Genomic DNA, 18,606 nt, shown 5'->3' with positions numbered 1-18,606 from the left:
CGAACCGCGTGCCATGTCGCGCCGCCGACCTCGGATTGCCGCATGGCCGAGCGCCGCGGCGACATTGTCATGGAAGAAGTAGAAGGCCGGGCGGGCCACGGCGCGACGTTTCGCGTGGCCCTGCCGATCGCCGAGGCGAACCCGGCGAGGAACGGCCCGGCGTGGTGCCGTGATGGCCTGTCCGTGCGCTGTCAGCCGGTTCTGTCCAGATAGCCGCCCGGAAGCTGACCCGGCGCGCAGGCGATCACTTCGTCGTTGTCGCGTCCGCGCTGTTCCATCAACGTGATTTCGGCGAATTCGCCGACGATCACGTACGGATACGCAGGGCCCGCGTCACGAAACCGGTGCATGTCGTCGATGAAATTGTTCTGATAGCAGATCGTATTTTCGGGGTGCTGGCCCTCTCCCGCGATCCATTGCGGGAAAAAGATCGTGCCGTGAATCAGACGGCGCGCGGTGTCGAAGTAGAGGCTCACGCAGGTGCCGGTCGGCTCGTGCCAATCGGCCTTGAACATGTCGGGCGCAAGCTGAACCAGGTCAACCTGCTGGCCGGTGACCCAGCGGCCGCCCACGAGCCCGTGATGAATGCGGTAATCGCAAGTCGTCTCGTTGCGCGCATACCATTCGTATTTCCAGCCATTCGCGTAGGTATAGATGAAGTGCGTGCCGACGAACGACGACAAGTCCTGACTCGGCTGACAGTTTGGAAGGTCAATCATTTGGAACATCGATAACGGGAATGGAGGCGCAACAATACCGGCGATTATTTCGCCCATCAATTGGACTAGTCCGATTTTGCGTATCCCCGGTGGCGTGCGTTTTCCAGCGCCATTGCATGCGTGGTGTCTGTTTTGAACAGCAGCCCGTCGAGCAGGCCCGGAACGGCCGTGACCTCGTTGCTCTTGTTGCGCATAGAGCGCCAGCGCCCGTTCCTCCACCGTCCCGACCGACCGCGCTCTCGACAACTACAGAGCTTCATGAGCGGCGCATCCTGAAGGGCTGCAAGGCCGGACTCGAGCTTGTGCGTCTTGCCCGGCCCAGCCCATCCTGAACGTCGTCGAGCGTCGGACGTAGTTCGCGGATCGACAGCGATGCGTGCAGTACCGCGACGACGTCTTCCCCCTGATGCGCCTGTTCAGGCCTTCGACGTGAGGCATGCTCACGTCGGTCGGGATCAGGTCATGCCCGCCCGATGCGCATTCGTGCATCGCCTGGCGGCCGTTCGTCGCGATCTCCACGTTTTCATGGCCGATCTGCTGGACGACGACGGCCGAAATGCCGTGCGCAGGACGTGATTCGATCCCGCACGCCTTGCGGCCCCCGTCAAGACGCCATGGTGCGCGCCACCGCCCGCGCGAACAGCGCGTCGAGATCGAAGCCGGTCGTGTCGATGCCGATCGTGTCGCGCAGGCATGCGCCCCATGCGGCCGCGTCGTCGAACGTGACCGTCTGCCCCACCCCGCTCGCATCGCGCAGCGTCAACCCGGTGTTGAACATCGTCGCGCGGCGATCGGGCAGCACGCGGCACGCAATCAGGTCGTTGACGAACAGCGAATCGGGGTGCGTCGACGTGAACCAGCTCGCGGCCTCGTAATCGATCCACTCGGCACGCCTCAGCGAGAACCGGTAGGTCGTCTGCCAGCCGTCCGGCGTCTCGCACTGCATGTCGAGCTCGCCGTCGGCCGGCGCGTCGATCACGCGAAACGCGCCGTGCGGCGTGAGCTGGCGCTCGCCGGGCGCGTAACGCACCGGCGCGGTCAGCGTCGCGGTGCCGAAGCCGATATCCGCGAACCAGGCCGTGCCGTCGAGATCGACGCGCAGCAGCATGTGCGTCTGCGCGGTGATCTCGTCCGGCGCGCGCATCCAGCGCACCCGCGCGATCAGCGGCGTGACGCGAAAGCCGATCTGCGTGAGCGCGGCGTAGAACAGCTTGTTCAGCTCGAAGCAGTAGCCGCCGCGCCGCCGGTCGAGCACTTTCGCGACCAGCGCGGGCAGGTCCAGCGCGACGCGCGCGCCGGTCAGCGGCGTGAGGTTTTCGAACGGAATCGCCTGCGGATGCAGCAGGTGAAGGCGGCGCAGCACGTCGAGGGTCGGCGCGACGGGGCCGTCGTAGCCGATGCGCGCGAAATAACGGGAGAGGTCGAACGAATGAGTCATGAGCCGGCACGGTAGCAAGGACGCCACACGATAGCACCGGCTGAAATCCCCTGGGTGTGCAAGGTCATCGCAATGGATGACCCCGCACCCTGCGGGACGCCGAAAGCGGCTGCGTTACGGCAGCAGCTTGAGCGCCGACGACGCGACCGACGGCACCGAGATGCCCTGGCTCGTCGCGAACTGGACGGCCTGGCTGAGCGTCGTCGCGAGCGACTGGAGCTGGCCCGGCGCGCTTTGCGCGATATACGACGCGGCCTGCATGTTCTGCGGATTCAGGCCCGCTTGCAGCAGCGCGGCGGGGCTCGTCGAGCCGAGGCCGCCGAGCCCCGACTGCAGTTGCGAATACTGCGTGAGCCCCTGGCCGAGCGACGCGAGGCCGTTGCTGAACGCCTGCTTGTCGACCGGGCCATGCGTGCCGCCGCCGGACGCGAACGCCTGCCCCAGCGCCTGCGACACCGACTGCTGCGCGCCGCCCATCTGCGACAGCGCGGCGGGCGTCAGCGCGTTGCCGCCGCTGCCCAGCAGGCTCGCCGCCTGCTGCGCCTGGCCGGCCGCGCCGGTGAGCCCCATCGCCGACGCGAGCGACGACTGCCCGGTCAGCACCTGCTGATTCGCGCCGACGTACGCCTGCAGCAGTTGCGCGACCGCGCCCTGCGCCGGCGCCGCCGCGGCCTGCTGCTGCCCGCCGCCGAGCAGCGACGCGCCCAGCGACTGAAGGTCGAGCTGCGCATGCGCGGCGCCGCTCAGCAGCGCACCGCAAACGAGGCCCGCCTGGGCGATGCGCTTGCCCGTCGCGCGAATCGTGTTCATGTGTTGTTCTCCGTGCCGGAATGATGAGGCGAACATTTTCGAAGCGCGCCGCGCGCCGCCGCAACGATTGATACACATCGATACGAAATCGCCCGCCCCGCCCGCTTGCAATTCCGCCGCGATCCCCGGCCGGCCCGCGCATTCATGCGCATCCGCTGCGCGATATCAAGCGCGCCGCATCATTCGTTCCTTTTTCGCGTCAATCGTCTGAAATTCCCCGTGCCGCGATTGACGAGGCCGGCCGCGTTTCTTACGATTCGCCCGCCTTGCCCTCAACTGCCGCGCTTGGCCGTTGCGCGGCCCACCTGTCGCTTCGCCTACAAGGATCGTCATGCCGCTCGCTTCGCCGCATTTCGCCACGCCCCGCGCGACCGCGCGCAAGCTGCGCCGCCTGTCCGCCGCCGCTGTCGCATGCGCGACGCTGCTCGGCGCCGGCGCCGCCGTCGCGCAGGACGCGCCCGCCGCGGACCCGGCCGCACCCGCCGCCGACAGCCTGTGGACACGCGACACGCTGCTCGGCGACATCGGCGGCATCCGCCCGTGGCTCGGCAAGTACGGCGTCACGTTCGGGCTGACCGAATCGAGCGAACTGCTCGCGAACCTGCGCGGCGGCCTCGACCGCGGCGTCGCGTATCACGGGCTGACGACGATGACGCTCGGCGTCGATACCGACAAGGCGTTCGGCTGGAAAGGCGGCAGCTTCAACGCGAGCGCGCTGCAGATCCACGGCCGCCAGTTCAGCCCGAACTATCTCGGCACGCTGAACACCGCGAGCGGGATCGAAGCCGAGAGCACGACGCGGCTGTGGGAGCTTTGGTATCAGCAGTCGCTGCTCGACGAGCGCGTCGACGTGCGGGTCGGCCAGCAGGCGATCGACCAGGAATTCATGACGAGCGCCTACTCGGCGGCCTTCATCAACACGATGTTCGGCTGGCCCGCGCTGCCGTCCTACGACCTGCCGAGCGGCGGCCCCGCGTATCCGCTGTCCGCGCTCGGCGTGCGGGTGCGGGCGAAGCTCACGCCGTCGCTGACCGCGCTCGCCGGCGTGTACGACGGCGATCCGCTCGGCAACAACCCGAACAACCGCAGCGGCACCAACTTCAACCTGCACGACGGCGCGCTGTTCATCGGCGAGCTGCAGTACGCGATCAACCAGGAAGGCAGCACGGGCGGCACCAAGACGCCCGGCGGCCTGCCCGGCACCTACAAGCTCGGCGTCTGGTATCACAGCGGCAGTTTCGCGGACCAGCGCGACGACACCACCGGCCTGTCGCTCGGGAACCCCGATTCGAGCGGCGCCGGCCGGCCGCATCGCGGCGACTACAGCGTCTATGCGGTGGCGGACCAGATGGTGTGGCGCGCGGGCCCCGACAGCCCGCGCAGCCTCGGCGTGTTCGCGCGCGTGATGGCCGCGCCGGGCGACCGCAACCTCGTCAGCGCGGCGGCCAACGTCGGCGTCGTGCTGAAGGCGCCGTTCGCGGGCCGCGACAACGACAGCGCGGGCCTCGCGCTCACCTACATCAAGGTCGGCCGCCACGTGCGCTCGCTCGACGAGGACGCGCGCGCGTTCGGCGGCGGCGGCCCGTACGGCGTGCGCGGCAGCGAGACGGCGCTCGAGGCGATGTACAACTACCAGGTCGCGCCGTGGTGGCAGATCCAGGCCGACGCGCAGTACACGTTCAACGCGGGCGCCGGCCAGAACCCGAGCGACCCGCGCGCGCCGCTGCGCAACACGTTCGTGCTCGGGCTGCGGACCAACGTCACGTTCTGAGGGTGCGCCGGGCCGTCAGCGCGCGACGCGCGACATGACGGGCCGGGCTTTCATCCTGCGGCGCGCAGCAGCCGGGCCGCCATCCGGCGCTCGCCGCGCTACACCGCACTACACCGCCATCCACGCCGGCAGCCGCGTGCCGACCCAGTCGGCCGCCTGCTCGTACCCGCGCGCGAGCTGCAGCACCGCGCGGTCCGCGCGCGGCCGGCCGATCAGCTGCATCCCCATCGGCAGCCCGGCCGCGTTGAAGCCGACCGGCACGTTGATCACCGGGCAACCGGCGAGCGTCCATGGCACGACCGTTTCCATCCAGCGGTGATAGGTGTCCATCGGGCGGCCCGCGATCTGCTGCGGCCAGCGCGCGTCGACGTCGAACGGAAACACCTGCGCGGTCGGCGCGGCGATGAAGTCGTAGCGCTCGAAGAAGCCGAGCAGCGCGTGGTGCCATGCGGTGCGCTCGACGCTCGCGTCGAAGATCGCCTGCCCCGGCAGCGCCAGCAAACCCTCGACCTCGTAGATCGCCTCGGGCTTCAGCAGCGCGCGCCGCGCCGGATCGCGGTAATGCGCGAGCAGCCCCCCGCCCGACAGGAAGTGCCGGTGCGCGAGCCAGATCCGCCAGATCCGTTCCGGCGCGAACGCCGGTAGCGCGGCGTCGACGTCGCAGCCGATCTCGCGCAGCGTCGCGAGCCCGGCCTCGCACTGCGCGAGCACGCCCGGCTCGGTCGCCAGGTAGCCGTTCCAGTCGCCGACCCACGCGACCCGCTTGCCGCGCAGGTCCGCGTCGAGCGGCTGCGCGAACACGGCAGGATCCTCCGCGAGCGACAGCGGGTCGTGCGGATCGTAGCCGGCCTGGATCGCGAGCAGGTTCGCGACGTCGCCGACGGTGCGCCCCATCGGCCCTTCGATGCCGAGCTGCTGCACGAACACGTCGACGCCCGGCCAGCGCGGCACGCGGCCCTGCGACGGCCGCATGCCGTAGATGTTGCAGAACGCGGCCGGATTGCGCAGCGAGCCGCCGAAATCGCTGCCGTCCGCCACCGGCAGCATCCGCGCCGCGAGCGCGGCCGCGGTGCCGCCGCTGCTGCCGCCGGCGCTCTTCGTCAGGTCGTACGGGTTGCGGGTCGCGCCGTAGACGTCGTTGAACGTATGCGAACCGAGCCCGAATTCCGGCGTATTGGTCTTGCCGACGAAGATCGCGCCCGCGGCGCGCAGCCGCGCGACGCCGACCGAATCCGTCTGCGGCACGTTGGCGCGGAAAATCGGCGAGCCGAACGTGGTGACGAGCCCCTTCGTCATCGCCAGATCCTTCGGCGCCTGCGGGATGCCGTGCAGCCAGCCGTGATGCTCGCCGCGCGCGAGCGCCGCATCCTTCTGCGCGGCCTCGGCCACGAGCACGTCGCGCTCGCGCAGCGCGACGATCGCGTTGACCGCGCCGTTCACGCGCTCGATGTGGTCGAGGTACGCGTTCATCGTCTCGACGCACGACACGGCCTTGCGGCGGATCGCCGACGCGAGCTCCGCCGCGGACAGGCGCACGATCGGATCGACGGGAATGGAGGCGGGAGCGGAAAGCGACGGGGCGCCGTGCGGCATGCGAGGTCTCCTGGGATGCGGACGGGGATGGCGGATGTCGCGGCAGGCGCCGCGCCGCCGTTTGACGTTCTACTCTACGCGACGCGCCGCCCGCGACCTCCGATTTTTTCCGTGCGGATTCAGTGGGGATTCGACTGAATCGCGGCAAACCCGCCGCCCGCCCGATGAAAACGTTTATGCGCATAAACGTAAATTTCTTATATTTCTTATTAGCGGCATGCGCGCGGCCGGACGCGTATACGACATGTTTACGCGGCCGCCCGATCTCTTTAGATCATTCCGGCCGGACGCGCGCTACGCTGAAAGCATCTCGTTACTGGAGCATCCTCCATGCTCAAGCTGCTGGTTCCGGTCGGCCACTCGTCCCGCTCGCTGCAGGCGGTTCGCCATGCGACCTTTCTCTACCGGGAACGGTGCGCGTCGGAGATCGTGCTGATCAACGTCCAGCCGCCGCTCGAGGCAACCCGGCTCGAGGCCTATCATCCGCTGTCGCGCCTGCGCGATATCGAGCGGCATTTCTCGGAAGGCGAACTCGCGAAGGCCGAACGGGTGCTGCGCGATGCCGGCGTCGCGTACAGCGTCGTGATGAAGGTCGGGCCGGTGGCGGATACGATCGCGGCCACGGCCGCCGAGACCGGCTGCGACGAGATCGTCGTCGTCGCGCCGCGGCACGATCCGCTGCACAGCCTGCTGTCGCTGTTCCGGCGCAGCGTGCTCGACCGGCTCGTGCGGATTTCGACGATTCCCGTCACCGCGGTGCAGTAAGCGCCAGGCCATCACCCGCGCGGCGGCGGCCGCGCTCAGCGCGCGTAGTAGTCCAGTTCCTGGATCCGCGCGCGAATCGCATCCACGTTGAGCGCCTCGATATCGACGCTCGCGATCGAGCCGCGGTCGGCACGCCACGGGCCGTTATCGGCCTTGCGCTGCGCGTCGCGGTAGGCGAGCCACTGGCGCTGCGCCTGGCGGATCAGTTCGCGCGTCTGCGGATCGGCGCTGCGCATCACGCGCTGATAGACCTCGTTCATGCGCTTGTCGTACGCCACGTACGCCTGATGCGAGCACTCGATCATGCCCGACGTCGTCTGCCCCGCCGGCGCGGCAAGGCACGCGTTGGCCTGCGCCTCGATCGGATCGACCTTCTGCTGCGCCGATGCAATCGGCATCGCAAGGGCCATCAGGACCACCAACCCGGCTGTTCGCGTCATCGTCCGCCTCCATCCGTTGATCGGCGTTCATCCGCCATCACGCATGGTGCGCGCATTGGGGCACGCCGTGTCGGCCGAATTTCGTAGACGGGCCCGGACCGATTCTCAATGGCCTGCAACGTTGCGCGACGCGACCAGAAACGCGCCGAGCACCAGCAGGCCCGCGCCGGCCAGCGCCTGCAGGCTGGGCTGCTGCGCCTGCGCCCGGGCGGCATCCACCAGCAAGCCGAACACGAGCTGGCTCGCAACCACGACCGCGATGGTGGTCGCGGCGCCGAACCGCTGATAGCCGGTCAGGCTCGCGAACACGAAGAACGACCCGAGCAGCCCCGGCAGCAGGCTCCAGGCCCGGAACGACCGCGCGATCTCGCCGAACCCCGCCGCGCCGGACCGTGCGAACAGCAGCGCCGCCAGCAGCACGAGACCGACCACCGAATTCATCACCAGCGCGATCAGCACCGTCGACGATGACGCCGTGATGCGTGCCATCAGCGCATTCTGCGCGACGATCGCCGCGCCAGCGCCGACCAGCAGGCCGAACGACAGGAGCAGCATCATGGCGCCGGCGCGGCGTCGGGCGTCGGCCGCGCATCGAGCCTGAGCTGCATGAACGCGAGATCGAGCCACTTGCCGAACTTCATGCCGACTTCTTTCAGGTGCCCGACGTGCTCGAAGCCGAGCTTGTCGTGCAGCCGGATCGACCCGGCGTTGTTCGCCTCGATGCCGGCCACCATCACATGCTTGCCGATGGCCCGCGCGCGGCCGATCAGCGCCTGCATCAGGGCCAGGCCGATGCCGTTGCCGCGCTGGTCGCCGCGGACGTAGACCGAATGCTCGACCGTATGACGGTAGCCGTCGAAGGCCCGCCAGTCGCCGAACGACGCATAACCGAGCACGGCACCGCCCGCATCGACCGCGACGAGCACCGGGTAGCCGGCCTTCTGCCGATCGCCGAGCCATGCCGTACGATTCGCGGCATCGACCGTCAAGTCGTTCCAGATCGCAGTCGTATGCGCGACGGCATCGTTGTAGATGGCCGTGATACCTTCCACGTCATCCGGACCCGCATCGCGAATTACCATATCAGCCTCATCGATAGTCCACTATAGTAAAACAAGTGTACACCATGTTAGACAACGTAGATCAGCGTGTCGGCGCGCGCATTCGAACCGAGCGCGAGAACCGCGGCTGGTCGCTGACCAATCTTGCCGAGAAGTCCGGCGTGTCGCGGGCGATGATTCACAAGATCGAGCGCGGCGAGAGCAGCCCGACCGCGTCGCTGCTGGCGAAGCTGGCGGGCGCGTTCGGCTTGACCATGTCGGCGCTGCTGGCGCTCGCGGAACTCGAGGAAGGCCGCCTGCTGCGCGCGGCGGACCAGCCGCTGTGGGTCGATCCGCAAAGCGGGTATGTGCGGCGTCACGTGTCGCCGAAGTCCGCGTCGCCGCTGAACCTCGTCGAGATCGACCTGCCGCCGGCGACGGAAATCCCGATGCCGGCGTCGGCCTACCTGCACGCGCGGCAATTGATCTGGATGCTGGATGGGGAGCTGGTGTTCATCGAGGGCGGCACGCGCCATGAACTGGCGGTCGGCGACTGCCTCGAACTCGGGCCGCCGAGCGACTGCGTGTTCAGGAATGAAAGCGCGCGAAGCTGCAAATACGCGGTGATTCTTGTGCAGCGGGCTTGATTGTCTCGTCGCAAAGCGCCGGCTAATCGCGGCGATCTCTGCCGAGATACGCAGCGACCGCATCCGTCACCGCGAAGCCGCTCAATTCCTCCGGCGAAGCCAGATGCGCGGCGACGATCTCGCGATGATCGAGCCGCAGCTCGGGCATGCTGTCGAGGTGCAGTTCGAAGAAGTGCACCCGGTCTCTTCGCCCGTCCCAGATGCCGCTGACGCTGCCGGCGGGGATCAACGGGTGCGACGAGAGACCGATCTCCTCGTCCATTTCGCGCTGCGCCGCTGCCTCGGGCGACTCGCCGGGCCCGACACCGCCGCCGGGAAAATTCCATTCGGCCCGGTACGATGACTTCAGCAGCAACAGCGACCGCCCGACGTAGACGGCGATCAGCGCGCCCTCATGGCTGGGCCGTCGAAGGCGCCACCAGACGCGAGCGAGCCGGAATCCGATGCGAAGCGCCATGCGCCAGCCAGCGTCGATGAACCTGGCAGATCGCGTTCGCTCAAGGCTCGGCATGAGGTCTCTCCTTTCCTTTCATGATGAACTGACGTTTCGGGTCATACGGGTTTGTCGCGCCTGTCGTCGCGACCGGGCGACACGGTAACACCGCAGTCGACACTCGGTACACCTGAATCAGTGCGACGACACATACGCAGCGTCCGCAAATGCGGCCGGAATCGCGAAGCGCTCGCGCATGCGCTTCGCCTCCGCCGCCGGCGTCGAGCCGAACAGACGCTTGAATTCCCGGCTGAACTGCGACGGGCTCGCGTAACCCACCGCGTGGCCCGCCGCCTCCGCGCTCAGGCCCTGGCGCACCATCAGCAGGCGCGCCTGATGCAGGCGCGTCGACTTCACGTACTGCATCGGCGACACCTGCGTGATCGCCTTGAAGTGGCTGTGGAAGCTCGGCACGCTCATGCCCGCCTCTCCGGCCAGCTGCGCGACGTCGAGCGGCTGCGCGTAGTCGGCATGGATCAGGCGCAGCGATTTGCCGATCCGGCCGAACTGGCCGCGCATCGCCAGCGCGGCGCGCATCGCGTCGCCCTGCGCGCCGGTGAGAACCCGGAAATACAGTTCGCGCAGCAGCGCCGGCCCCAGCACCGCGGCTTCGAGCGGCCGATGCAGCGCCTCGACGAAGCGCAGCACCGATGCCTGCATCGCGTCGTCCATCGGCGTCGACATCATGCTCTTCGGCGCTTGCATGCGCTCCGTTGCGCCCTCGCGGTCGATCTGTGCCGCGAGTTCGGCAGCCATCGTGAAATCGAGGTGCAGATACAGCGCGAGCAGCGGATGCGCCGGCGTGGCGTCGGTTTCCATCGTGAACGGCACGGGCACGGACACGGCCAGGTAGTGATGCGCGTCGTACAGGTAGCGCTGGCCGCCGAAGTAGCCGCGCTTGCTGCCCTGGCAAACGATCACGATGCCGGGATCGTACAGGACCGGCGTGCGCGACAGCGCGCGGTTCGAACGCAGCACGCGCACGCTCGGCAGTGCCGTCAGGTTGTAGCCCTCGTCGGGGGCCAAGGCGCGCAGCAGCGCGACCATGCGTTTCCGGCTGCGGGAAAGCGGCTCCGGGGGTCGCGTTGCCGCGCGCTTGGTGCTCATAGTTTTATGCAAGAAGTTCAGCGGAATGCGGCTGTTTCGGCGTCGTTTGCAAGACTAACATGCAGGCTCCAAACGACATTCGGGAGAGGCTCCGATGGCATCCAGCAAGATCCTGCTCATCACCGGCGTCAGCAGCGGCTTCGGGCGTGCGCTCGCGCAAGAGGCGCTGGCGGTGGGTTACACGGTGGTCGGCACGGTGAGAAGCGAACAGGCAAGGCGTGAATTCGAAGCGCTGCACGCGTATGGCGCGGTTGGGCGGGTGCTCGACGTGACCGACTTCGACGCGATCGACGGCGTCGTATCAGATATCGAGGCGAGCGTCGGGCCTATCGACGTGCTGGTCAACAATGCCGGCTACGGCCATGAAGGCGTGATGGAGGAAGCGCCGCTGTCGGAAATGCGTCGGCAGTTCGACGTGAACGTGTTTGGCGCGGTCGCGATGATCAAGGCTACGCTGCCCTTCATGCGCAAACGTCGGCGCGGGCACATCCTGAACATCACGTCGATGGGCGGCCACATCACGATGCCGGGGATCGCGTATTACTGTGGGAGCAAGTTTGCGCTGGAAGGAATTTCCGAAGCGCTCGGGAAAGAGCTCGGGCCTTTCGGTATCGCCGTGACCGCCGTCGCGCCGGGTTCGTTCCGCACCGATTGGGCCGGCCGGTCGATGGCGCGCACGCCCCGCTCGATCGCGGATTACGACGCGCTCTTCGACCCGATCCGAAAAGCGCGCGAGGAGAAAAGCGGCAAGCAATTGGGCGATCCCGTGAAAGCCGCGCGGGCGATGCTCGCGGCGATCGCGGCGGAACGGCCGCCGGCTCATCTCTTGTTGGGGAGTGACGCGCTCAGGCTCGTGCGGGACAAGTTGTCGGCGCTGGACGGGGAAATCCGGGCTTGGGAGGCGGTGACGGTTTCGACGGATGGTTGAAGGCCGGCGGGACGGTGACGCTGGCGAGAACGGCATGCCGCTTTGTCGCGCCTCGAGGGCACGATGCATGACCACGATACGATAGCGCCATTTGGACCTGCCAGATCCAGTGGCAGCGCGCCGTCCAGCGTGTACCCGCGACGAACGCCGTCGGGTATGGCTTCCCACTGCGACGAAATGTCAGCGCTGTTATGGTTCCTTGGTTCCATTCGCACGAGGGAGCGTTACTGAAAAGGTGGTCTCCGTGCCGTCGGACCGCGCTTCGATGACGCCGTGGTGGGACTTGGCGATTTCGCTGGCAATATACAGCCCCAGCCCGAGACTCGCCGCCCGCTCGTGTTTGCCCTGATGGTCTGCCCCTCGCGTCAGCGGATTGAAGATGTCTGCCAGCAGGGTGCTGTCGATGGCAGGTCCGCGATTGCTGACGTCGATCCGGACATGCGTTGCGTCGCCTGTTACCGTCACTCGCACGGGCGTATCTTGCGCACCATACTTGATGGCGTTGAGAACCATGTTTCCGATCATTTGCTGCACGCGCCGGCCGTCCCAGACCCCCTGTGAATCACCGCCAACGTGTAACTCGATCTGCCTGTCAGGATGAATTGCACGCAGCTCGTCCACCTCATCAGCAAGCACATCCGCCAGATTGATGCTCGTGGGGATGACCTTGATGCCCAATCCCAGGTTGGTCCGGTTGAAATCGGTCAGGTCATCGAGCAACGCCTGCATCCGCGCTCCGCTCCGTATCATGCGGGCCGCGGCTCGCGATACCTGTTCCCCGTCATTCAGGGCCGCCAGATACGAAGCGGTCGCCACGATCGCCTGAAGAGGGCCGCGCATGTCGTGCCCCAGCATGCCAAGCAGGAGGTTACGGCTCTGCTCGACCTGCGCACTGAAAAAGCCGACCGATTCGGCAATTGCCTGATCGATCGCTTCGTTAAAACGAATGACGTCGTCCAGCTCAGGCGCCGAGGGTGCGCAGTCGTCCATCCACAAGCGCAGCACGCTTGCGCGCAAGGCACGATATTCGGCGGCGAGCTGGTTGATATCGAAACCGGCCCTTGCTCTCAACAGCGCATGCGTTTGCGCGGCGGTTTCGGTCGCGTCGATCTGACTGGAGCCGCGCCCCAGGGATTTTTCGCGTTGGGCTTCCCTGGTCTGCGAAGTCCGCAGGTCCTTTACCACCGCGAGAAGAATCTGCTGCGCGTGGTCGCGCAATGCCAGCGATTGCATGTTTGCTGCCGCCGGCAGCAGGGTGGCGGCGAACGCCTCCCATTGCACCAGGATCGGCTCCATGTCTCGCACGATAAAGTCAGCAAGGAGCATGCAGGCATCTCCAAAGCGTAAACAGGGTCACAAAGTGCGATCAACCGATCCATGTTACGCGTATTTGGGGCGAACGCCGATCGGAACGAACCCGACCGAGGGCGAATACCATCGTCAGGTCAAGACGCAGGAGACCGGGATCTTGGGGCGGTCAACCGGAAACGGCCGTTCGCGCGACATAGCCGACCGTCTCAAATTGGCCGAACACCGCAGTCGGCCCCGCGCTTCCCGGCGATCGTCGATGAACCCAAGAAAAACGGCCCGGACATCGTCCGGGCCGCATCGCGCTCAGGCATCCCGCACCACCGACACCTACGCCTCCAGCGCCTCCAGCACCTTCCCCTTCGTCTCGATTCCGACGAAATGCACGGTGACGGCCGCGATCAGCGGCACCGCGCCGAGCAGGTAGAACGCGGGGCTCAAATCCCCGCCGATGATCGCGTGCGGCACCACCATCGGCGCAACGAACGACGCGATCTTCAGCCACGCGCTGCCGAGGCCGCAGCCCGACGCGCGGATGCTGGTCGGATACTGCTCCGGCGTATACACATACGCGGTGATAAAGCCCGACGCCATCAGCCCGAGCGACAGCGAGCAGAACGTCGCGACGACATACACCGACGCCGCGTGATAAACCCCCGCCAACGCCAGCGACACCGCGCACAGCACGAACGACCACACGATCACCGGCTTGCGGCCGAGCTTGTCGACCAGCAGCGCGGACACGAGCGACCCGAGCACACCCATCACCGAGCCGATCACCGCAAGGTTCAGCGCGAGCTGCAGCGGCGCGTGATAGAAGTTCTTGTAGATCGTCGGCAGCCACGTCGACAGCCCGTACTGGATGAAGCCGCAGGTCGCCCACAGGGTCGCCACTGCAAGCGTGCGCTTCCGGTACGCGGCGCTGAACAAATCCACCATCCGGCGCTTCGGGTGCTGCCGCACGATCTCGTCGAATTCAGCAGCCTGCGTGACCGGCGGCAGCGTGCCCTTCACCGACGCCTCGAACACACCCAGCGCCTGCCCCGCCTCCGGCAGCCGCCCGCGCGACGCGAGCCAGCGCGGCGATTCCGGCACGATGCGCGTCAGCACGAGCGCGAGCAGCAGCGGCATCCCGCCGATGAAGTACATCACCTCCCAGCCGAGGCGCGGCACGAGCCACGCGCCGAGCGCCATCGACGCGAGCAGGCCGATCGGGAACACGATCTCGTACAGCAGCACGAAGCGGCCGCGGCCGTGCGCGCGCGTGATCTCGTTGATGTAGGTCGCCGCCACCGGCAGCTCGCCGCCGAGGCCGAGCCCCTGCAGGATGCGCAGCAGCACGAACACCTCGAAGGTCGGCGCGAACCCGCACGCGATGCTGGTGACGCCGATCACGGCCGAACTCCACGCGATCGCCTTCACGCGGCCGTGCTTCTCCGCGAGCGCGGGAAACAGGAACGCGCCGATCAGCTGGCCGATCGCGCCGGACGCGATCAGCATGCCGATCTGCGTCGGCGACAGCCCCCACTTGTGAATCAGCAGCGGCAGCGTCGCCGCGATCGTGATCACGTCGAAGCCGTCGAAGAAGGTCGCGGTGCCGATCAGCACGCGCGCGCGGATCTGCATCGCGTTGGCGGGCAGCCGTTCGAGCCGCGCGATGATCGCGCCGGGCGTCGCGGCAGCGGCGTCCATCGTGGGCCGACCGGCCACGACGTTGTCGAAAGTGCTCATGCGGGGTGTCTCCTTTGTCTCGTCGCCCGGTCAGGCCAGTGCCTTGCTCGTGTCTGCCAGGGCTTCCGTATCCACTGCCCGGCCCTGGTTCATCCACTTGCGCGCGAGCTTCAGCTCGCGCGCGTTGTTGACGGCGATGACACCTCTCACATGCCCGTCGCCCACGAAAAACAGCGTTGCGCGCCGCGCGGCGAGTTCGCCGCGCACGACGAGCTGCGCATCGGCCGGCAGATCGCCGAGGATCTGCAGGTTCACGTCGTACTGATCGGACCAGAACCACGGAATTTCCGCGTACGGCGCGCGCACGCCGAGCACCGCCTTCGCGGCCGCGATCGCCTGGTTCTGCGCGTTCGCCCACGATTCGAGCCGCACGCGGCGCTTGAGCCAGCCGTTGTGATGATTCGCGACGTCGCCGCACGCGAACACGGCCGGGTCGCTCGTCATGCCGAACTCGTCGACGACGATGCCGTCGTCCACCGCGAGGCCTGCATCGCTCGCGAGCGACGCGTTCAGCGCGAGGCCGATGCCGGCCACCGCGAAATCGGCGTCGATCGTCGTGCCGTCGGCGAGCGTCGCGCGCACCTTCGACGCGTCGTCGGGCTGCCCATCCAGCGACACGAGCGATGCGCCGAGGCGCACGTCGACGCCATTCGAGCAATGCAGGTCGAGCAGGAAATCCGACACGAGCTGCGGCACCGAGCGCCCGCACAGGCGCGGCGCGCCTTCGACCACGATGGCCTCGACGCCGAGCTTGCGCGCGGTCGCCGCGACTTCGAGGCCGATCCAGCCGCCGCCGATCACGAGCACGCGCCGGCTCGCACGCAGCTTCTCGCCGAGCGCGGCCGCTTCGTCGAGCGTGCGCAGGTAATGCAGGTTGGAAGTCCTTACCAGCGATGCCGGCAAGCGGCGCGAGGTGCCGCCGGTCGCGATCACGAGGCGGTCGTATTCGACCTCGCGGCCGCTCTCGGTGCGCACGACGCGGCGCGCACGGTCGATCGAGGCCGCGCGTTCCGGCTGCCACGCCTCGACGTTCAGCGAATCGAACTCCTCCGGATGCACGACGCGCACCGTCTCGATGTGCGCGTCGCCGGCAAGCACCGCCTTCGACAGCGGCGGGCGCTCGTACGGCAGGTGCGGCTCGTCGGCGATCATCACGAGCCGGCCCGCGAAGCCTTCCGCGCGCAGCGTCTTGAGCACCCAGCCGGCGGCCTGGCCGCCGCCGATCACGACCACGGTCTGCACCGCGCCCGCTTCGTTGGTTGCGTCGGTCATGATTTGCGCTCCGTCATGAACTTGCCTTCCGGCGCCTTCGCGTGCTTCTGGCGCCGCGTGTTGCCGTCGAGGCCGCCGTCGACCGCCCATTCGGCGAACACGGTCGGGCCCGGCTCGAATTCGCGCGGCTGCCAGTCGGGCGTCAGCACGTCTTCATCCGCGTAGTACTCGATCAGGCCGCCGGCCGGGTTCTGGAAATACCAGAAATACGCGGACGACACCGGATGCCGGCCCGGCCCGAGCTGGGTTTCCCAGCCGCAGCGGTCGATGTGCATGCCGCCGCCGAACACCTCGTGAATGTCGCGCACGGTGAACGCGACGTGGTTCAGGCCGCGCTTGCCGTTCGGCAGCGCCAGCAGGAACAGGTCGTGATGGCCGCCGTGCGGCGCGCAGCGCATGAACGCGCCGCGGCCCGGGTAACGGTCCGACGTCTCGAAGCCGAGCAGCGCGTGATAGAACGTCTCCTGCGCGTCGAGCGCGTTCGTGAAGAACACCACGTGGCCGACCTCGACCGGCTCCGCGCGCGCATAGATCGTGCTCGGCGTATCGACGCGCAGCGTCTCGCCCCACACGTTCGACAGCGAGCCCTTCACGTCGAGCGCGCGCTTGCGCGTCACCTCGATGCGGATCGCCATCCCGTTCGGATCGATGCAGCCGACCGCATCGTCGTGCGCGTAGTAGCCGGGCTGGCCGGCGAGCTTGCCGCGCAGCGCGTCGAGTTCCGCGGGCGTTGCGACGCCCCAGGTCACTTCGCGCAGCGTCGGGCCGGCCTCGAACGCGGGCGGCAGCGCCGGATCGTCGGCCTTGACGAGCAGCACGGTGCAGCCGTTCATCGTCTCGAAGCGCGCGCGCGTGTCGTCGTGCGCGACTTCCTTGAGCCCCCAGTCGGCGAAGAAGCGCCGGCAGGTCGCCAGGTCGTCGACGCCGTACGTGATCTGCTCGATACCCAAAATGCTCATTGCGTCATTCCCCTTCGCTCAGTTCGCCCACGGCAGCGGCGCGTCGTTCAAGCCCCAGTAGAGGCTCTTCTGCTGCATGTACTCGCGGATGCCGAGACGCCCCTTCTCGCGGCCCATCCCGCTCTCCTTCCAGCCCGAGAACGGCGTGGAAATCGAGAACAGCTTGTACGTGTTGATCCACACGGTGCCCGTTTCGAGCGCGCGCGCGGTGCGCCACGCGCGCTTGTAGTCGCGCGTCCAGATGCCGGCGGCAAGGCCGAACACGCTGTCGTTCGCCTGCTTGATCAGCGATGCCTCGTCGTCGAACGGCATCGCGACGAGCACCGGCCCGAAGATTTCTTCCTGGCAGATGCGCGCGCTGTTCGGCAGGCCTTCGAGGATCGTCGGCTGATAGTAGAAGCCGCCCTCGCGCCCGTCGCCCGACGGCCGCTCGCCGCCGCACAGCAGGCACCCGCCTTCCTCGAGGCCGAGCGCCACGTAGCGCTCCACCGACTCGCGATGCTTCGCCGTGATGAGCGGCCCCATCTGCGTATCGGCGCGCGTCGGGTCGCCCACGCGCAGCTTGCGTGCGCCGGCCACCAGGCGCTGCATGAATTCGTCGTACACCGAACGCTGCACGAACAGGCGCGAACCGGCGATGCAGGCCTCGCCCGACGAGCTGAAGATGCCGTACAGCACGCCGTTGACCGCGTGATCGAGATCCGCGTCGTCGAACACGATGGTCGGCGACTTGCCGCCGAGTTCGAGCGATACGGGCATCAGCTTCTCCGCCGCGATGCGCGCGATGCCGCGCCCGACTTCGGTGCCGCCCGTGAACGACACCTTCTTCACGAGCGGATGGCGCACCAGCACGTCGCCGATCACCGAGCCCTTGCCCGGCAGCACGCTCAACACGCCCTTCGGCACGCCGGCTTCCTCGCAGATGCGCGCGAGCGCGAGCGACACGAGCGGCGTGACTTCGGCCGGCTTCAGCACCACCGCGTTGCCGCCGGCGAGCGCCGGCGCGAGCTTCTGCGCGTCGGATGCGATCGGCGAGTTCCACGGCGTGATCGCCGCGATCACGCCGATCGGCTCGTACACGCTCATCGTCAGGTAGTCGCCGCGCGACGGCGTCAGTTCCTCGTCGAGCGTTTCGAGGCAGGCCGCGAAATAGCGGAACGTGTTCGCCGCGCTCGCCACCAGCACGCGGGTCTCGCCGATCGGCTTGCCGTTGTCGCGGCGCTGCAGGTTCGCCAGCGCCTCGTGGCGCTGCATGATCAGATCCGCGATGCGGTACAGCACCTGCGCGCGCTGGTGCGGCTTGAGCCCGGCCCAGTCGGCGCGGCGCCACGCGGCGTCGGCGGCCTCGACGGCTTCGGCCGCGTCTTCCGCGTTCGCGGTCGACACTTCCATGTTCAGCGACTGGTCGGCCGGGTAGAGGCTCGCGTAAGGCGCGCCACGGCCGCGCCGCCACGCGCCGCCGACCAGGATGTCGCCGTTGGGTACGAGGCTCGTATCGAATGGAGTCATTTCACAAATCCCACAAGTCTGTCTCTGCGCCCCCGCCCTTGCAGCGGCGCGGATCGATCTTTCGGTCGCCCGGGCC

The 18,606-nt window shown here is 67.8% G+C and carries 18 protein-coding genes; 4 read left to right on the top strand and 14 right to left on the bottom strand.

The window, feature by feature from the left end; genetic code table 11:
• Nucleotides 1-191: 191 nt before the first annotated feature.
• From HWY45_RS20400 to HWY45_RS20390, 3 genes are all read right to left on the bottom strand, one after another.
• A complete protein-coding gene (locus HWY45_RS20400) occupies nt 192-776 on the bottom strand; it encodes a phenolic acid decarboxylase (RefSeq protein WP_230942367.1) in 585 nt (194 codons plus the stop codon).
• 547 nt (nt 777-1,323) lie between these two features.
• Nucleotides 1,324-2,157: an arylamine N-acetyltransferase family protein gene (locus HWY45_RS20395; protein ID WP_059884150.1), complete on the bottom strand. Its 834-nt coding sequence runs from the start codon at nt 2,155-2,157 to the stop codon at nt 1,324-1,326.
• Nucleotides 2,158-2,271: 114 nt separating this feature from the next.
• Nucleotides 2,272-2,967 (bottom strand): hypothetical protein, encoded by a 696-nt coding sequence (locus HWY45_RS20390; protein WP_059884149.1) that lies wholly within the window; start codon nt 2,965-2,967, stop codon nt 2,272-2,274.
• A 331-nt stretch (nt 2,968-3,298) separates the two neighbouring features.
• Between HWY45_RS20390 and HWY45_RS20385 the strand changes: the two genes are divergently transcribed.
• A complete protein-coding gene (locus HWY45_RS20385) occupies nt 3,299-4,738 on the top strand; it encodes a carbohydrate porin (RefSeq protein WP_059884148.1) in 1,440 nt (479 codons plus the stop codon).
• Nucleotides 4,739-4,846: 108 nt separating this feature from the next.
• Here HWY45_RS20385 and HWY45_RS20380 read toward each other — a convergent pair whose 3' ends face one another.
• Nucleotides 4,847-6,331: an amidase gene (locus tag HWY45_RS20380; RefSeq protein ID WP_059884147.1), complete on the bottom strand. Its 1,485-nt coding sequence runs from the start codon at nt 6,329-6,331 to the stop codon at nt 4,847-4,849.
• A 330-nt stretch (nt 6,332-6,661) separates the two neighbouring features.
• On the opposite strand from HWY45_RS20380, the gene HWY45_RS20375 reads away from it, so the two are divergent.
• On the top strand, nt 6,662-7,096 hold the full coding sequence (locus tag HWY45_RS20375) for a universal stress protein (protein ID WP_017329052.1): 435 nt from the start codon (nt 6,662-6,664) through the stop codon (nt 7,094-7,096).
• Nucleotides 7,097-7,131: 35 nt separating this feature from the next.
• Here the strand turns inward: HWY45_RS20375 and HWY45_RS20370 are convergent, their stop codons facing one another.
• The 3 genes from HWY45_RS20370 to HWY45_RS20360 all read right to left on the bottom strand — a co-directional run bounded on the left by HWY45_RS20370 (nt 7,132) and on the right by HWY45_RS20360 (nt 8,618).
• On the bottom strand, nt 7,132-7,536 hold the full coding sequence (locus tag HWY45_RS20370; protein WP_230946849.1) for a lysozyme inhibitor LprI family protein: 405 nt from the start codon (nt 7,534-7,536) through the stop codon (nt 7,132-7,134).
• A gap of 105 nt (nt 7,537-7,641) precedes the next feature.
• Nucleotides 7,642-8,094 carry a DMT family transporter gene (locus HWY45_RS20365; RefSeq protein WP_059562880.1) on the bottom strand — a complete coding sequence of 151 codons (453 nt, stop codon included), beginning with the start codon at nt 8,092-8,094 and terminating at the stop codon, nt 7,642-7,644.
• Complete coding sequence (locus HWY45_RS20360) at nt 8,091-8,618, bottom strand: GNAT family N-acetyltransferase (RefSeq protein ID WP_059562881.1); 528 nt, start codon at nt 8,616-8,618, stop codon at nt 8,091-8,093. The genes HWY45_RS20365 and HWY45_RS20360 overlap by 4 nt, the downstream gene beginning before the upstream one ends.
• Before the next feature lie 35 nt (nt 8,619-8,653).
• On the opposite strand from HWY45_RS20360, the gene HWY45_RS20355 reads away from it, so the two are divergent.
• Nucleotides 8,654-9,223, top strand: coding sequence for a helix-turn-helix domain-containing protein (locus HWY45_RS20355; protein ID WP_124517257.1), 570 nt, complete (start codon nt 8,654-8,656; stop codon nt 9,221-9,223).
• A 22-nt stretch (nt 9,224-9,245) separates the two neighbouring features.
• Here the strand turns inward: HWY45_RS20355 and HWY45_RS20350 are convergent, their stop codons facing one another.
• Nucleotides 9,246-9,734, bottom strand: coding sequence for an NUDIX domain-containing protein (locus HWY45_RS20350; protein WP_059884145.1), 489 nt, complete (start codon nt 9,732-9,734; stop codon nt 9,246-9,248).
• 117 nt (nt 9,735-9,851) lie between these two features.
• On the bottom strand, nt 9,852-10,823 hold the full coding sequence (locus tag HWY45_RS20345) for an AraC family transcriptional regulator (RefSeq protein ID WP_059884144.1): 972 nt from the start codon (nt 10,821-10,823) through the stop codon (nt 9,852-9,854).
• A 94-nt stretch (nt 10,824-10,917) separates the two neighbouring features.
• Here HWY45_RS20345 and HWY45_RS20340 point away from each other — a divergent pair, with 94 nt between their 5' ends.
• On the top strand, nt 10,918-11,751 hold the full coding sequence (locus HWY45_RS20340; RefSeq protein WP_059884143.1) for an oxidoreductase: 834 nt from the start codon (nt 10,918-10,920) through the stop codon (nt 11,749-11,751).
• Between the two features lie 189 nt (nt 11,752-11,940).
• On the opposite strand, the gene HWY45_RS20335 is transcribed toward HWY45_RS20340, so the two are convergent.
• The 5 genes from HWY45_RS20335 to HWY45_RS20315 form a co-directional block, all read right to left on the bottom strand.
• Nucleotides 11,941-13,077, bottom strand: coding sequence for a sensor histidine kinase (locus HWY45_RS20335; RefSeq protein ID WP_059884142.1), 1,137 nt, complete (start codon nt 13,075-13,077; stop codon nt 11,941-11,943).
• 312 nt (nt 13,078-13,389) lie between these two features.
• Nucleotides 13,390-14,790: an MFS transporter gene (locus HWY45_RS20330; protein WP_059884141.1), complete on the bottom strand. Its 1,401-nt coding sequence runs from the start codon at nt 14,788-14,790 to the stop codon at nt 13,390-13,392.
• A 30-nt stretch (nt 14,791-14,820) separates the two neighbouring features.
• Complete coding sequence (locus tag HWY45_RS20325; protein WP_059884140.1) at nt 14,821-16,062, bottom strand: NAD(P)/FAD-dependent oxidoreductase; 1,242 nt, start codon at nt 16,060-16,062, stop codon at nt 14,821-14,823.
• Complete coding sequence (locus HWY45_RS20320) at nt 16,059-17,021, bottom strand: VOC family protein (RefSeq protein ID WP_059562889.1); 963 nt, start codon at nt 17,019-17,021, stop codon at nt 16,059-16,061. Before HWY45_RS20320 ends, HWY45_RS20325 begins: the two co-directional genes overlap by 4 nt.
• An 18-nt stretch (nt 17,022-17,039) precedes the next feature.
• The gene (locus tag HWY45_RS20315; protein ID WP_059884139.1) at nt 17,040-18,530 is read right to left on the bottom strand and encodes an aldehyde dehydrogenase; all 1,491 of its coding nucleotides are present in this window, start codon (nt 18,528-18,530) and stop codon (nt 17,040-17,042) included.
• Between the last annotated feature and the right edge of the window lie 76 nt (nt 18,531-18,606).

It is taken from the genome of Burkholderia stagnalis (assembly GCF_902830275.1).
In the GTDB taxonomy this organism is placed as follows: Bacteria; Pseudomonadota; Gammaproteobacteria; order Burkholderiales; family Burkholderiaceae; genus Burkholderia; species Burkholderia stagnalis.
The sequence above is the reverse complement of the archived record's forward strand: the minus strand, read 5'-3'. Positions and strand labels throughout refer to the sequence as shown.